Source organism: Geodermatophilus sp. DF01-2, from assembly GCF_004571065.1.
Lineage (GTDB): Bacteria > Actinomycetota > Actinomycetes > Mycobacteriales > Geodermatophilaceae > Geodermatophilus.
Window position 1 is genome coordinate 1 of sequence record NZ_SPQN01000053.1, and the last position, 14,960, is coordinate 14,960.

A 14,960-nucleotide genomic window follows, 5' to 3' on the forward strand; every position below is an offset into this window, starting at 1 on the left:
GCCCACCGGCTCGCCACCGCCTGACCGTGGCCACGCCGGTGGCCGCGCCACCCGGCGCCGCGGCGCAGCCACCGTTCCCGGTCAGGCAACCGGCCCGCGAGCGCCCGACCACCGGCCTCCAGCACCCTGGGCCGAGCACGCCGCGCCTTCGGTCGCCCGGCCTCACCACAGGTCTCTGCGACAGGCTCGATCAGCAGCCCAGTACGGAGGGCCAGACTTGCGGGCGTGACAGGGTGTCCGCTCACGTCCTATAGTTGGTGGTGCCCACGGCAATAGCTGTGCGGAAGTGAGCCCGAGACCCGGCCGGACGACCGTGGCGCTCGGGCTTCGCGCTTTTCCGGCCCCCAGGATCATGCCTGGCGTACGTCGATGACGGCAGGGCCGATGCGGCGCCGCCAGTCCCCGCCTCTAGCCCAGCACCACGCGACGGCGTCCGGCAACGCGAGCAGCTGCTCGGTGCCGGCTCGGCGATGGTCGTAGCGCAGCGTCTCGGCACACCCGGCGTGCCGGGCAGCGCGGTAGAGGATTCGGCGGTCGGAGACCACCAAGCTGTCGTCTTGCTCCAGCACGAGAGCGTGGACGCCGCGCGCTGCGGCGTCGTCGACCAGCAGCCGGAGGCATGCTTCTCGGCGGTCACGGTCAGTGCGGTAACGACGGGCGGCGTCGTAGACGATGGCCCGCGCGCCGAAGCGGACGATGGCCGAGGCGATAGCTCGCCGTCGCGGGTCGCTCTCGTCCTTCATGTGCAGCCGGCGCTGTCCGGGGAGGACCAGGTCCCGCAGCACCTTCCGCACGGTATGGAGGTCGTCGGCCGGCACGGCGACGGCGGCCAGCAGATAGCCGCGTCGCTTGGACTCGTCGACGAACACGTGCGCCCCGCTGGCGCCGATCACTGTGGTTTCACCGAAGCAGATCCTCGCGGACCCGTCGTGGACGTTGCCGTGGGGGGCGAGGTCGCCGAGTGACACGGCCACCGGCGCCAGTCCGCACACGGTCCGCAGATAGTCCGCAAAACGCCCGAAAACGGCCAACCGCGTCTGATAAGTGTCAACAACGAAAGCCCAGGTCAGGACAGGTTTTCAGTCACAGCCCACTCTGCCAAACCACCTCTCGGTCGATTTTGCAAGGCGGGGGTTAGAGCCCCCGCCAGTAGGTCAGCGGATGCGTGGTGATCTTGGCCGGGTGGCCCAGCGGTAGAGGCGCCAGGCGGCCCGGCACAATGCACGGACAGTGACGATGGCGGCGGCCAGCGCAAGGTAGGCGTCAACGCAGACCTGGCGGCGTTCGGTACAGCGACGCAGCCTGCCGAAGTCGTTGAGCCAGGAGTTGGTCCGCTCCACCACCCACCGCTTGCCGACCTGGATGGGAGCCGGTTCACCGCGGTGCGCGATCTGGCCGAGCAGGCCCCGCTCGTGGAGTGCTTCCCGGCAGGGCCGGTAGTCATAGCCGGCGTCCAGGTGCACCGTCGGATCGGCAGGTAGGGGCGAGAAGTCCTTGAGCGCGTCCAGGGTCTGGCCCAGCAGGGCGTGGTCGACGGTGTTGGCCGGCGCGGACACCGTGGCCATCGGGATGCCGGCGCCGTCGGACAGCTGGGAGCGCTTCATGCCGCCCTTGCCGCGGTCGACCGGGCTGCGGCCGGCGCAGTCGCCGCCGCACGGGGCCTTGGTGGTGCAGCCGTCCACGGCCAGGTCGGCCAGGTCCAGGCCGATCATCGTGTCGTAGGCGTCCAGGCAGGCCAGTCGCAGCCGGTCGAACAATCCCAGCCGGATCCATTCGTCCCGGCGTCGGCGCATCGTGGTCGCCGAGCAGGTGGCGTCGGCGATCCGCTCGTAGCCGGCGCCGAAGACCAGCGCCTCGACCAGCTTGTCGAACACCACCGCGTCGTCGATCCGGGGTCGGTGACAGCCCAGCGGATGGTCATCGACACGCGCCGGCAACAGGGCGAGGAACTCCTCGCGCAGCGGGTCAAGGATGCATGATGGGACGGCAGGCACGAGACCCCTCCGATCACAGAGCGTGAGAACTCCTGATCGTTGGACTCGTGCCTGCTTTCATGTCGGCGCCACGCCGCACCCCACGTCGTCGATCTTGGTCAAGCGCCTACTGGCGGACGCTCTTAGGGGTTCGATCCCCCTCGTCTCCACCCTCCGTCTGGAGCCTCCGGCCTTCGAGGCCGGGACCTCCGACCCTGGACGCCGCGACCTCCGCCGGCCCAGCGGCCGGGCGAGCCACGGCACGGAAGATCCTGGACCGTCGGACGACCCCGGCGACCGGGACTGCACCGTGCAGGCCACCGGCGAAGAGGACGGGGTCCTCGGACTCGCGGTGGACGCCCACGGGCACACCGACGGCGCCGAGCTGCGCGACGGGCCGGCGAGCGCCCGGCGCGACGAGCAGACGCTGCTCCCCGTGCCTCGCGGGGTGCGGACCAGTGGGAGAGTGGACGTCGTGACCGAACAGACCCAGCCTGCACGGCGCGCCGTCCTGCACACCAACCACGGCGACATCACCGTCGACCTGTTCCCCGACCATGCCCCCAAGACGGTCGCGAACTTCGCCGACCTGGCCGAGGGCCGCCGCGAGTGGACCCACCCGCAGACCCGCGCGAAGAGCACCGACCGCCTCTACGACGGCACCGTCTTCCACCGGATCATCGACGGTTTCATGATCCAGGGGGGCGACCCCCTCGGGCAGGGCATCGGCGGCCCCGGCTACCAGTTCGGCGACGAAATCCACCCGGACCTCGCCTTCACCAAGCCCTACCTGCTGGCCATGGCCAACGCCGGCCCGGGCACCAACGGCTCCCAGTTCTTCATCACCGTCGCGCCGACCACCTGGCTCACCGGCAAGCACACGATCTTCGGTGAGGTGGCCGACCAGGCCGGTCGCGACGTCGTCGACCGCATCGCCAAGGTGCAGACCGGTCGTGGCGACCGTCCCGTGGAGGACGTCGTCCTGCAGTCGGTCGAGGTGCAGCGCAGCTGACCACCAGCCCGGACGACGGGGGCGCCGGCCCCGGCCGGCCCCAGCCGGCGTCCCCGAGGACGACCTGCTACCGGCACCCGGACCGGCCCACCGGCATCTCCTGTGCGCGGTGCGGCCGGCCGATCTGCCCGGAGTGCATGACCCCCGCCTCCGTGGGGTTCCAGTGCCCGGAGTGCGTCCGCGAGGGCCGGGCGAGCGTGCGCCGGCCCCGCCAGGCGCCGCTGCTGCGGCGGGCCGGCCGGCGCTTCGGGGCCGTGACGATCAGCCTGATCGTGCTCAACGTGGTCGTGTTCGTGGTGACCGCGGTCTCCGCCGGCCTGGCGGGCGCGAATCCGCTGGACAACCAGTTCTCGCCGCTGTTCGCCCGGTTCGCCCAGATCCCCGTCCTGGTCCAGCTGGGGGAGGACTGGCGGCTGCTCACCGCGGCGTTCCTGCACATCGGACCGCTGCACCTGGTGCTCAACATGCTGGCGCTGCTGATCTTCGGCTCCGAGCTCGAACGCCAGCTCGGCCGCTGGCGCTACCTCGCCGTCTACGTGATCTCCCTGCTCGGCGGCGCGGCCGCGTTGCAGCTGTTCGGGGAGCCGGGGCGCCCGGTCGCCGGCGCGTCCGCGGCCATCTACGGCCTGCTCGGCGGGCTCGCCGTGATGATGCTCGCCCGCCGCGAGGACCTCCGGGGCCTGCTCACCCTGCTGGCGATCAACGTGTTCATCAGCTTCCTGCCCGGCGTCTCGCTGCTGGGCCACCTGGGTGGCCTGGTGGCCGGCTTCGTCGCCACGGGACTGGTCGTCCTGGCCCGGCGGCGGACGGAGGTGCAGGTGCTGGGCCTCATGCTGCTGACCGCGGCGCTTGTGGTCATCGCGCTCACCGTGCCGACGGTCGTCGTCCTCGGTTAGCGAACCCCGAGAGGACCCCGAGAAGGACCCCCTTGCCCCCCGCCACTCGCAGGCTCGCGCGGGACCCTGCAAGGGGGCCGTCAGGGCTCCGGGCGGGGCCGCTCAGCCGGGCCGCAGCGCACGCAGTGCCCGGGCGACCTCGCCCGGGTCGGCGCCCAGGTCCCGGCGCCCGAGCAGCACCAGCACGCCGTCGTCGTCCGGTCCGGTCGCGGTGTCCAGCTCCAGCAGCCGGGAGCGCACCCCCCAGCGCCGGCTCTCCCGCACCTGCACCCGCAGCCGTGCCCACGGCAGCTCGGTGGTGCCGGTCAGCCGACGGACGACGGCCCCGGCCGGCCCGGCTGCCAGCCGCGGTCGCAGCAGCCGGTCACGGGCCGCCAGGGCCAGCAGCAGGACGGCGGCCCCGCCGACGAGCACCCGGCCCAGCGGGTCGAGCAGCACCGCGACCACGGCCAGCACGGCCCCCAGGAGAGCCAGGACCGCCGTCTCCGCCGAGCGTGCCGACCACTCCACGTCGCCCAGCTTCCCAGGCGGCCACTCGGCCCGGATGCGTGGACGTCCTACCATCGCGGCAGGGGCGTGACACCGCCCACGTCGACGAGGAGTGGTCATGCGAGATGCCGTCATCTGCGCCGCGGTGCGCACCCCGGTGGGCAAGCGAGGCGGGGGGTTGTCCGGCGTGCACGCCGTCGACCTGTCCGCCTCCGTGCTCGAGGCCCTGGCCGCGCGGACCGGCATCGACCCGGTCGTGGTCGACGACGTCTTCTGGGGGTGCGTGAGCCAGGTCGGCGAGCAGACCTTCTGCATCGGCCGCAACGCCGTGCTGGCCGCGGGCTGGCCGGAGTCGGTGCCCGGGACCACGATCGACCGGCAGTGCGGGTCCTCGCAGCAGGCGGTCGCCTTCGCCGCCGCGGCGGTGGTCAGCGGCCAGGCCGACGTCGTGGTCGCCGGTGGGGTGGAGTCGATGAGCCGGGTGCCGATGGGCTCGGCGAGCAGCGAGGCCGCCGGCGCCGGCCGGCCGCTCGGGCCGCGCTTCCTGGAGCGCTACGACGGGGTCTTTCCCAACCAGGGCGTGGGCGCCGAGATGATCGCCGAGCGCTGGGGCTTCTCCCGCACCCAGCTCGACGAGTTCTCCCTCGCCTCGCACGAGAAGGCAGCCAAGGCCCAGGCCGACGGCGCCTTCGACGAGGAGATCGCCCCGGTCACGACGCCCGACGGCACCGTGGTCAGCGCCGACGAAGGCATCCGCCCCGGCGGCACCCTGGAGAAGCTCGGCTCGCTGAAGACCCCGTTCAAGGCCGACGGCGTCATCAGCGCGGGCAACGCCAGCCAGATCTCCGACGGGTCGGCCGCGCTGCTGGTCACCACCTCCGAGAAGGCCCGCGAACTCGGCCTGCGCCCGCTGGTGCGCATCCACACCACGGTCATGGCCGGCGACGACCCGATCATCATGCTGACCGCGCCCATCCCGGCGACGCACAAGGTGCTGCAGCGCTCGGGCCTGTCGGTCGACGACATCGGCGTGTTCGAGGTCAACGAGGCCTTCGCACCGGTTCCGCTGGCCTGGCAGGTCGAGACGGGCGCCGACCTCGACCGGGTCAACCCCCGTGGCGGCGCCATCGCGCTGGGCCACCCGCTGGGCGGCTCGGGGGCACGCATCATGACCACGCTCGTCCACACCATGCTGGCCACCGGTACCCGCTACGGCCTGCAGACGATGTGCGAGGGCGGTGGGATGGCGAACGCGACCGTCCTGGAGCTCGTCCGGTCGTAGTCCACGGTCCCCACCCGACGGCCCCCGGTCCCCAGGCGGACCGGGGGCCGTCGGCGTCCTGGCGACGGCGCTGACGACCGGGTGTCCGGCGTGGTCAGCCCGCGTGTCGCAGGTCCGCGGAGCGGGTAGCGGGGGCGGGAGCCGTTGTCCCGGCCGCTGGCGCCATGTCGATTCGTCCACAGCTGTGTGCACAACTGGGGACGGAGTCACAGGCCTGTAGTTACTCCGGTGCCCTTCTCGTCACATCTGTCCCAACCGGAGTGAATCTGCAGGTCAGGCGCTCGCCGTCGAACATGCGTTCTCCACACACGGTGGACAACTCTGGGGGAATCCCGCTTTGTCGACCTGTGGACACTCGGGTCCGGCTGTGCACAGCACCGCCTGTGCACAACACTGTGCGTGCACGGGTCGTCACGAGCGAGCGGCCCCCGCCCCGGGTGGGGACGAGGGCCTCGTCACGTGGCGGTACCGGTCCCCTCCCGGGCGCGGCCCTCACCTGGCGTCGGCCTCCTCCAGGGCGCCGGCCCCGAGCCTGCGGAGGGTGGGAGGAGGAGGTTCTTCGACGAAGGGCTCGGGAGAAAGTCCTCCGTCAACGCCAGCGCATCGACATGATGAGGCCGGCCACCATGAGGCCGAAGCCGATGGCGAAGTTCCAGGCGTTCAGCGCGGACATGAACGGGATCCGGTCCCCGGCGACGTAGAACACGACGATCCACAGCAGCCCCAGCAGCATGAGGGCGACCATGAGCGGGGCATACCAGCGCGGGCTGGGCTGCGCGGCCCGCGGGCTCGTCGTCCCGGACTGCAGGGTGCCCTGCGGCGGCGTGTAGACCGACTTCTTGCGCACCTTGGACTTGGGCACCGTGCGAACTCCCTCCGGGGCCGGTCCGTCGCGGCCGGCCGTGACCGCCTCCAGCCTAAGCTGTGATCGTGGCCGGAGTCCGCAGCCTGACCTCCCGGGCGGCCCGTGGGGGTACCGCATGGGCCGCCCTGGTGCCGGTGGTGGCCCTGGCGGCGGGGCTGCTGTTCGCCACGTCCGGCCAGACGGCCCAGGGGACGGACCTGCGCGGCGGCGAGGCCACCGAGCTCTCCGTGCTCATCCCCGCCCGCGAGGACGTCGTCGCCCGGCAGCAGGAGCAGCTGGCGACGCTGCAGGCCCAGGTGCAGGCCCTCACCGACCAGGCGGCGTCCCGCTACGGCGACGTGGCGGCCGCTCAGGAAGCCGCGGGGGCCGGGACACTCTCGGCCGGCCTGGTGGCCCTCACCGGGCCGGGAGTGGTGATCACCCTGGACGACGCCCCCCGTCGGCCGGACGGTTCGCTGCCGATCGGCGCCCGGCCGGACGACGTCGTCATCCACCAGTCCGACGTGCAGGCCGTGGTCAACGCTGTGTGGGCGTCCGGCGCCGACGCGGTGGCGATCATGGACCAGCGGCTGCTGGCGACCAGCGCCGTCCGCTGCGTCGGGAACGTGCTGCTGCTGCAGGGCCGCACGTACTCGCCGCCGTTCGTCGTCACCGCGATCGGGGACGCCGATGCGGTCCGCGCCCAGCTGGCCGCGTCGCCGCAGGTGCAGGTGTTCCAGCAGGCGGTGGAGGACTACGGGCTGGGTTTCGCCGTCCAGGAGCAGACGGAGCTCACACTGCCCGCCTACGACGGCCCGCTCGACATGGAGCACGCCACAGCCACTGACGGCTGAGGCCCCGTGCAGGTAGAAGGACTGTCCTCGGCCCCCTCCCGGGTTCCGCCGCGAGCGTGCGAGGGGTGGGGAAGAGGGGGTCCTTCGAGGGGCCGGACGGGGGCACGGGGTCCTTTTGGTACACAAGGACCGTGAGCCGCCCCGTCCTCGTCGTCGACAACTTCGACAGCTTCGTCTACAACCTGGTCCAGTACCTGGGCCAGCTGGGCGTGCGGTGCGTCGTCCGGCGCAACGACGCCGTCACCGTCGACGAGCTGCCCGACCTCGACGTCGCCGGAGTGCTGCTCTCCCCCGGACCGGGCACGCCGGCCGCCGCCGGGGTGACGGTCCCGATGGTTCGGGCGGCCGCGGAGGCCGGCACGCCGGTCCTGGGCGTGTGCCTGGGTCACCAGGCGATCGGCGAGGCGTTCGGCGCCGAGGTGGTGCGCGCGCCGGAGCTCCTGCACGGCAAGACCAGCCAGGTGGTGCACGACGGCGCCGGCGTGCTCGCCGGGCTGCCGTCGCCGTTCACCGCCACGCGCTACCACTCCCTCGCCGTGCACCGCGCCACCGTGCCCGACGAGCTAGAGGTCACCGGGACGACGCCGTCGGGCATCGTGATGGCGCTGCGGCACCGCGAGCTGCCCATCGAGGGCGTGCAGTTCCACCCCGAGTCGGTGCTCACCGAGGGCGGCCACCGGATGCTCGCCACCTGGCTGGAGACCTGCGGCCTGGCTCCCGACCCGGTTGCCCTGGAGGCGGCCACCGCGGCGGCCCACCGGCTCACCACGGTCGCCACGACCGCCTGAACCGCCCCAGGGCGGACGCAGGGCGCTTCCCCGGTGTGGGGGGAGGGCCCCGCGTCCGTCGTGCGGCCGTCAGTTCGTCGGAGGGGCGCCGCCGTCCGGGGGAGGCGTCGTGGGTGCCACGCCGACGGTCACGGTGACCGTGCTGCCCGGGGCGGCCTGCGTGCCCGCCGCCGGGTTGGTGGAGAGGACCACGTCGACGTCGCCGGGGTCGCTGGCCGGGACCTCCCGGACGGTCACGGCGAAGCCGGCCGCCTGGAGCTGTTGCTGCGCCGCCGCCAGGGGCTGGTCGACCACGTCCGGGACGGCGACCGTCTCGGGCTCGGCCGGGCCGCTGGAGACCTGCAGGGTTATCTGCTCGTCGGCCGTCGCCTGCGCGCCCCCGGCCGGGTCGGTCGCGATGACGGTGCCCTCGGGCTGGTCGGACGCGACCTCCTCGGGGACGACGACGGCGAAGCCCGCGTCCCGCAGCGCCTGGGTGGCCGCCGCCTGCTGCTGACCGACGACGTCGGGCACCTCGGCGTCGCCGTCGGAGACCTGGAGGGTGATCGTGGTGCTCGGGTCCACCGACTCCCCCTCGCCGGGTTCGACGCCGGTGACCGTGCCCCCGGGCCGGAGCGAGTCGACCTCCTCGGTCGTCACGCTCTCGAAGCCGGCGTTCTCCAGCGTGGTCTCGGCGCGGTCGGCGTCCAGGCCGACGACGGCCGGCACCTCGACCGTGTCCGGCTCGACACCGACGGTCAGCGCCACGGCGGTGCCCTCGTCGACCTGGGCGCCGCTGGCCGGGGTGCTGTCCAGGACGGTGCCGACCTCGGTCTCGTCCTCGGTGACCTGCGTGGCCACGTCACCGAGTTCCAGGCCCACGTCGGCGAGCAGCGCCTCGGCCGCCTCCTGCTGCTGGCCGACGAGCTGAGGCACCTCCACCTGGGCGACAGCCGGGTCCTGCGGCGCCTCCTCGCCGCCACCCAGCGTCAGCGCCAGCGCGATGATCCCGCCGAGGAGCAGCACGCCCGCGACCACGGCAGCGATGATCCGGTTGCGCCGGCGCGTGCGGGCGGCGTCGTCCTCGTCGTTCCAGCCCCCGCCGCCGTACCTGCCGGGCGGGGCGGCGATGATCGCGGTCTTCTCGGCGTCCCCCATCACCGGCGTGGCCTCGACCCGCTGGCCGGCGAGCGCCCGCATCAGGTCGTTGCGCATCTCGGCGGCCGACTGGTACCGGTTCGCCGGGTTCTTGCTCAGTGCCTTGAGCAGGATCGCGTCGAGGTCCGGCGGGATGACGGGGTTCACCGACGACGGCAGTCGCGGGTCCTCCCGCACGTGCTGGTAGGCCACCGAGACGGGGGAGTCGCCGGTGAACGGCGGGGCACCGGTCACGAGCTCGTAGAGCAGGCAGCCGACCGAGTAGACGTCGGAGCGGGCGTCGACGCTCTCGCCGCGGGCCTGCTCGGGGGAGAGGTACTGCGCGGTCCCTATCACCGCGGCCGTGGAGGTCATCGTGGCGGCCGAGTCCGACACCGCCCGCGCGATGCCGAAGTCCATGACCTTGACCGTGCCCTGGGGCGTGATCATCACGTTCCCGGGCTTCACGTCGCGGTGCACGATGCCGTTGCGGTGGCTGAAGTCGAGGGCGGCGCAGATGTCGGCCGCGAAGCTCATCGCCCGCGCCGGGGAGAGCACGCCCTCCCGGCGCAGCACGTCGCGCAGCGTCTCGCCCTCGACGTACTCCATGACGATGTACGGGGTCGCGCCGGTCGACGTCCGGTCCTCGCCGGTGTCGTACACGGCGACGATCGCCGGGTGGTTCAGCGACGCCGCGGCCTGCGCCTCGCGGCGGAAGCGCACCTGGAAGGAGGGGTCGCGGGCGAGGTCGCTGCGCAGCACCTTGACCGCCACTTCGCGGCCGAGACGGAGGTCGCGGCCACGGTGCACCTCGGCCATGCCGCCACGGCCGAGCACCCCGCCGATCTCGTAGCGCTCGCCGAGCACCTGCGGCGTGGTCATCGGAGGTCCTCTCGGGCGGTGCGGTCCTGCGTCCGGGCGGGGCCCGGCGGAGCGCAGCGGACGGGTGGGCCGGCGGGCAGCCTAACCCCTGCGGCCCCGCAATCCCGGGCGGCACGGGCGGTCGGGCTCACTCCGTCGGGCCTGCCGCGTCCGCCGCGTCCGCCGCATCCGCCGGCTGCTCCGGCACCTGCTCCTCCGGGAGCTCGGCGTCAGTGTCCGGATCCGCGGGCTCCTCCGGCTCCGGCGCGGGTGTGCCGGGCTCCGGGGTGGGTGTCTCGGTGTCCTCGGTCGGCTGTGACTGGGTCGTGGTGGTCGTACTGGCGGTCGTCGGTGCGGTGCTGCGTGTCGTGGTCGGGGCCGGCGCGGTCGTCCGGGGCGGCGCCGGGGCGGTCTCCTGTGCGGGAACCTCCTCGTCCTCCTCCCGCACCGGCTCCTCGTCCTCATCGGTGCCCGGGGTGAAGTCCTCGGGGGCGTAGAAGAGCGTGACGGTGCCGTCCAGCGGCACCTCCTGGTCGGCCGGGGTGACGTCCACGACCTCGTCCTCGCTGACCGGGCGGCCGAGCCCGGTCACGTCCACCTCCTCGGTCACCACCTGCAGGCCGGCGTCCTGGAGCTCCTCCTCGGCCTCGTCGACGTCGCGGCCGAGGTAGCGGGCCGAGTCCACGAAGAAGGTCTCGGGCACGGGGGCCGCGGCCGTGGTGGGTTCCGCGTCGGTGCGCGGGGCGTCCTCCCCGCTGCCCAGCAGCGACCAGATGCCGCTGCCCAGCAGCGCGAGCACCAGCAGGCCGGCGACCAGCCACACCCAGCGGTTGCGCCGCCGGCCGTCGTCGTCGTCCGCCGGAGCGCCCCAGTCCTCGTCGTCCTGCGGTGGGCGGCGCAGCGGCGGCATGGCGCCCACGGAGGTGCAGGCGCCGGTGGCGGCCGCACCCGCGGCGGAGGCGGCCCCGAGCACCCGGGTTCGGGAGTCCGCGAGGTCGCCGTCGACGACCTCGGTCCGGGCGGTCGACGACCCGAGGGGGTACGGGGGCGACGCGACCGGCGCGGCCGCCGGGTGGGCGGGGGCGGGTCCATGGCCGGAGGCCACCGACCGGATCGAGGCCGCGAACGCAGCGCCGTCGGGGAAGCGGTCGGCCGGGTCCTTGGCCAGGGCGCGCTCGACGAGCAGCCGAACCGCGGGCGGCACGTCGGCCGGCAGCGGCGGCGGGGGGCGGTTGATGTGTGCCAGGGCGACGGCGACCTGGGACTCTCCGTCGAAGGGGCGGACGCCGGTCAGGCACTCGTAGCCGACGACGCCCAGGGAGTAGACGTCGGAGGCGGCGGTGACCTCGAAGCCCTGCGCCTGCTCGGGGGAGAGGTACTGGGCGGTGCCGACGACCATCCCGGTGCGGGTCAGCGGTGTCGCGTCGCGGGCGCGGGCGATGCCGAAGTCGGTCAACTTCACCACGCCGTCGGGGCGCACGATGAGGTTGCCCGGCTTGATGTCCCGGTGGACGACCCCGGCCTGGTGGGCGGCGGAGAGCCCGTCGGCGGCCTGGCCGAGGACGTGCAGCGTCCAGTCGACCGGCAGCCGTCCCTCCTCGTGGAGGATCGTCACCAGCGGCTTGCCCTCGACCAGCTCCATGACGAGGAACGCCAGTTGCGCGCCGCGCTCGTCCTCGGTCTCCCCGTAGTCGTAGACCGAGGCGATGTTCGGGTGCGAGAGCGCCGCGGTGTGCCGGGCCTCGTTGCGGAAGCGGGCCACGAAGCTCGGGTCACCGGTGAACTCGCTGCGCAGCACCTTGGCGGCGACCACGCGGTCGAGGACACGGTCCCGGGCGCGCCACACCTCACCCATCCCGCCGGTCGCGATGGGTGCAGTGATCTCGTAGCGCCCGGCGAGGGTCGTCCCGGTCGACAGCGCCATCAGCCGCCCTGCCCCTCGAGGTAGGCCTGCATGACCTCACGGGCGATGGGCGCGGAGATGTCGCCACCCGTGCCCCCGCCGTTGGCCACGAAGACCGCGACGGCGATCTGGGGGTCGTCGGCCGGGGCGAACCCGATGAACCAGTTGTGGTCGGGTCCGGCGTTCTCCGCCGTCCCGGTCTTGCCCGCGACCTCGATGCCGGGGATCTGGGCGCGGCGGCCGCTGCCGTCCTCGACGACGCTGACCATCATCTCGGTCAGCTGGTTCGCGACCTCGGCCGAGACCGGCTCGCTGAGCACCTCGGGATCGGTCTGGTCGATGACCGACAGGTCCGGGGCACGCACCTGGTCGACCAGGTAGGGGCTCATCAGCGTTCCGTCGTTGGCCACCGCGGAGGCGATCATCGCTGCCTGGAGCGGGGTGAGCTGCACGTCCTGCTGGCCGATCGAGCTGACCGCCAGCTCGGCCTCGCTCTGGATCTCGCCGATCGTGCTGGGCTCCACGGTCAGCGGGATGTCGAAGCCGTTCCCGTCGATGCCGAACGCCTCGGCCATCTCCCGGATCCGCTCCTCGCCGAGCTCGATCCCGAGCTGGGCGAACGCGGTGTTGCAGGAGATGGTCAGCGCCTCGATCAGGCTCTGCTCGCCGCTGGGGTCGCACGCCGACCCGCCGAAGTTCTCCAGGGTCTGTGTCGACTGGGGGAGCGGGAACTCCTCCGGCGCGGGGACGACGGTCTCCGGCGTGTACTCCCCGCTGGCCAGCGCGGCGGCGGCCACGACGACCTTGAAGATCGACCCCGGTGAGTAGCGCGCGTCGATGGCCCGGTTCAGCCGGGGGTCGACCTCGAGGGACTCGAGCTGCTCCCAGTACTCGCGGATCTCCTCGGGCTGGTGACTCGACAGCAGGTTGGGGTCGTACGTCGGTGTGCTCGCCATGCCCAGCACCGCCCCGGTCGAGGGGTCCAGGGCCACGACCGCGCCGGTGACGTCCTCGAGGGCCGCCATCGCCGTCTCCTGGACCGCCGGGTCCAGAGTGAGGACGACGTCGCCCCCGGAGGGGTCGCGGCCGGTGAACAGGTCGGCCAGGCGCCGGGTGAACAGCCGGGCGTCGTCGCCGGAGAGCACCTCGTCGGCCGCCCGCTCCATCTGGGCGTTGCCGTAGACCAGCGAGTAGTAGCCGGTGGTGTGCGCGTACAGCGGGCCCAGGGGGTACTGCCGCAGGTAGGTCAGCCGGTCGTCGGTCGGGACGGAGTTGGCGATCTCGGTGCCGCCGACGACGATCGACCCGCGCTCCCGGTCGTACTCCTCGGCCAGCACCCGGGTGTTGCGGACGTCGGCGCGCAGCTCCTCGGAGCGGACCACCTGGATGACGTTCACGTTGACGATCAGCAGCGTGAAGAGGACCAGCACGCTGATCGCGACGCGGCGCAGCGGGGCGTTCACGTCTGCACCACCTCGGTGGGAGCGTCACCGAGCGCCGGCTTCGGCGGGCCGACCGGAGCGGCCGGACGGCGGGCGGCGTCGCTGATCCGCACCAGGACGGCGACCAGCACGAAGTTGGCCACCAGCGACGAGCCGCCGTAGGCGAGGAACGGCGTGGTCAGCCCGGTGAGCGGGAGCAGGCCGGTGACGCCGCCGAGGACGACGAACACCTGCCAGGCGATCGTGAAGGACAGGCCGGCGGCCAGCAGCTTGCCGAAGGCGTCGCGGACGATCAGCGAGGTGCGCAGTCCGCGCTCCACCAGGATGAGGTAGACGATGATCACCGCGACCAGGCCGAACAGGCCCAGCTCCTCGCCGATCGCGGCGGCGATGAAGTCGCTCTCGGCGATCGGCACCGTGTCGGGGCGGCCCCCGCCCAGCCCGGCGCCGAACAGCCCTCCGGTGCCCAGGCCGAACAGCGCCTGCGCCACCTGGAAGCCGGAGCCCTCGTAGTACGCGAAGGGGTCCAGCCAGGAGTCGACGCGCTGCTGCACGTGGCCGAACAGCTGGTAGGCGATGAGCGCACCCCCGGCGAAGAGGCCCAGGCCGATGACCAGCCAGCTGGCCCGCTCGGTGGCCACGTAGAGCATCACCACGAAGATGCCGAACAGCAGCAGCGAGCTGCCGAGGTCGCGCTCGAAGACCAGCACCAGGATCGAGAGCATCCAGGCGACCAGCACCGGACCGAGGTCGCGGCCGCGGGGCAGCTCCAGGCCCATGACGCGGCGGCTGGCCAGTGCCAGGACGTCGCGCTTGTCGACCAGGTAGGCGGCGAAGAAGACGGTCAGGCAGATCTTGGCGAACTCGCCCGGCTGGATGCTGAAGCCCGCGACGCGGATCCAGATCTTGGCGCCGTTGACCTCGGAGAGGGAGGCCGGCAGCACCGCCGGGATGGCCAGCAGCACCAGGCCGACGAGCGCGAGCGTGTAGGCAAAGCGGGACAGCAACCGGTGGTCGCGCAGCACCACGAGGACGACGACGAACAGGACGACGCCAAGCGTGGCCCAGACCAGCTGGGCGGGGGCGTTCTCGCGGCCGCCGGCGCCGTCGACCTGGTCGGCGAGGTCGAGCCGGTGGATCATCGTCAGCCCCAGGCCGACCAACAGCGCGACCGCCGGCAGCAGCAGCGGGTCGGCGTACGGAGCCCAGCGGCGGACGACGAGGTGCACCACCGTCCACAGCGCGGCGAACCACAGGCCGAAGGTGGCCAGCTCCGTGGTGAGCGACCCGGTGACGGTCAGGTCGACGATGGCCTGGGCGACCAGGGTGATCAGGACGGCGAAGGCGAGCAGGGCCAGCTCGGTGCCGCGCCGCTTGGGCGGTGTGGTCGTCCCCGGCGCGGCGGCGCGGGGGTCGGTCGACAGGCCGGCGCTCACGGGGCCTCCTCGCACGCTCGTCGGACGCGTTCACGCCGCGCTGCTGTGCCGGCGCGCGAGCTTG

General features: G+C 73.0%; 13 protein-coding genes. 5 read left to right on the forward strand and 8 right to left on the reverse strand.

Annotated features, from left to right (window positions below):
- Window positions 1–350: 350 nt before the first annotated feature.
- Both E4P41_RS14220 and E4P41_RS14225 read right to left on the reverse strand, forming a co-directional pair.
- Entirely contained in the window at window positions 351–974 is a 624-nt protein-coding gene (locus E4P41_RS14220) for a hypothetical protein (protein WP_209307720.1), read from the reverse strand.
- Window positions 975–1,154: 180 nt separating this feature from the next.
- The gene (locus E4P41_RS14225; RefSeq protein WP_135141911.1) at window positions 1,155–1,994 is read right to left on the reverse strand and encodes an IS5 family transposase; all 840 of its coding nucleotides are present in this window, start codon (window positions 1,992–1,994) and stop codon (window positions 1,155–1,157) included.
- Between the two features lie 289 nt (window positions 1,995–2,283).
- On the opposite strand from E4P41_RS14225, the gene E4P41_RS14230 reads away from it, so the two are divergent.
- Window positions 2,284–2,985, forward strand: coding sequence for a peptidylprolyl isomerase (locus E4P41_RS14230; RefSeq protein WP_348536500.1), 702 nt, complete (start codon window positions 2,284–2,286; stop codon window positions 2,983–2,985).
- A 137-nt stretch (window positions 2,986–3,122) separates the two neighbouring features.
- The gene (locus E4P41_RS14235; RefSeq protein WP_135141913.1) at window positions 3,123–3,881 is read left to right on the forward strand and encodes a rhomboid family intramembrane serine protease; all 759 of its coding nucleotides are present in this window, start codon (window positions 3,123–3,125) and stop codon (window positions 3,879–3,881) included.
- Window positions 3,882–3,983: 102 nt separating this feature from the next.
- On the opposite strand, the gene E4P41_RS14240 is transcribed toward E4P41_RS14235, so the two are convergent.
- Window positions 3,984–4,391 (reverse strand): PH domain-containing protein, encoded by a 408-nt coding sequence (locus tag E4P41_RS14240; RefSeq protein ID WP_135141915.1) that lies wholly within the window; start codon window positions 4,389–4,391, stop codon window positions 3,984–3,986.
- Between the two features lie 97 nt (window positions 4,392–4,488).
- On the opposite strand from E4P41_RS14240, the gene E4P41_RS14245 reads away from it, so the two are divergent.
- Window positions 4,489–5,652, forward strand: a complete 1,164-nt coding sequence (locus tag E4P41_RS14245; RefSeq protein WP_135141917.1) for a thiolase family protein — start codon at window positions 4,489–4,491, stop codon at window positions 5,650–5,652.
- 589 nt (window positions 5,653–6,241) lie between these two features.
- Here the strand turns inward: E4P41_RS14245 and crgA are convergent.
- Window positions 6,242–6,514 (reverse strand): cell division protein CrgA, encoded by a 273-nt coding sequence (gene crgA / locus E4P41_RS14250; protein ID WP_135141918.1) that lies wholly within the window; start codon window positions 6,512–6,514, stop codon window positions 6,242–6,244.
- Between the two features lie 68 nt (window positions 6,515–6,582).
- Between crgA and E4P41_RS14255 the strand changes: the two genes are divergently transcribed.
- Window positions 6,583–7,350, forward strand: coding sequence for a DUF881 domain-containing protein (locus E4P41_RS14255; RefSeq protein WP_135141920.1), 768 nt, complete (start codon window positions 6,583–6,585; stop codon window positions 7,348–7,350).
- Window positions 7,351–7,481: 131 nt separating this feature from the next.
- Window positions 7,482–8,138: an aminodeoxychorismate/anthranilate synthase component II gene (locus tag E4P41_RS14260; RefSeq protein ID WP_135141922.1), complete on the forward strand. Its 657-nt coding sequence runs from the start codon at window positions 7,482–7,484 to the stop codon at window positions 8,136–8,138.
- 69 nt (window positions 8,139–8,207) lie between these two features.
- On the opposite strand, the gene pknB is transcribed toward E4P41_RS14260, so the two are convergent.
- The 4 genes from pknB to E4P41_RS14280 form a co-directional block, all read right to left on the reverse strand.
- A complete protein-coding gene (gene pknB, locus E4P41_RS14265; RefSeq protein WP_135141923.1) occupies window positions 8,208–10,136 on the reverse strand; it encodes a Stk1 family PASTA domain-containing Ser/Thr kinase in 1,929 nt (642 codons plus the stop codon).
- Window positions 10,137–10,263: 127 nt separating this feature from the next.
- Window positions 10,264–12,039: a serine/threonine-protein kinase gene (locus E4P41_RS14270; RefSeq protein WP_135141924.1), complete on the reverse strand. Its 1,776-nt coding sequence runs from the start codon at window positions 12,037–12,039 to the stop codon at window positions 10,264–10,266.
- A complete protein-coding gene (locus E4P41_RS14275; protein ID WP_135141925.1) occupies window positions 12,039–13,481 on the reverse strand; it encodes a penicillin-binding protein 2 in 1,443 nt (480 codons plus the stop codon). Before E4P41_RS14275 ends, E4P41_RS14270 begins: the two co-directional genes overlap by 1 nt.
- On the reverse strand, window positions 13,478–14,896 hold the full coding sequence (locus E4P41_RS14280) for an FtsW/RodA/SpoVE family cell cycle protein (RefSeq protein WP_209307721.1): 1,419 nt from the start codon (window positions 14,894–14,896) through the stop codon (window positions 13,478–13,480). The genes E4P41_RS14275 and E4P41_RS14280 overlap by 4 nt, the downstream gene beginning before the upstream one ends.
- Window positions 14,897–14,960 lie beyond the last annotated feature (64 nt).

Excerpts from the sequence above, each read along its gene's own strand:
- E4P41_RS14270 (WP_135141924.1), bottom strand. The coding sequence starts at position 12,039 with ATGGCGCTGTCGACCGGGACGACCCTCGCCGGGCGCTACGAGATCACT.
- pknB (WP_135141923.1), bottom strand. The coding sequence starts at position 10,136 with ATGACCACGCCGCAGGTGCTCGGCGAGCGCTACGAGATCGGCGGGGTG.
- E4P41_RS14235 (WP_135141913.1), top strand. The coding sequence starts at position 3,123 with ATGACCCCCGCCTCCGTGGGGTTCCAGTGCCCGGAGTGCGTCCGCGAG.
- E4P41_RS14245 (WP_135141917.1), top strand. The coding sequence starts at position 4,489 with ATGCGAGATGCCGTCATCTGCGCCGCGGTGCGCACCCCGGTGGGCAAG.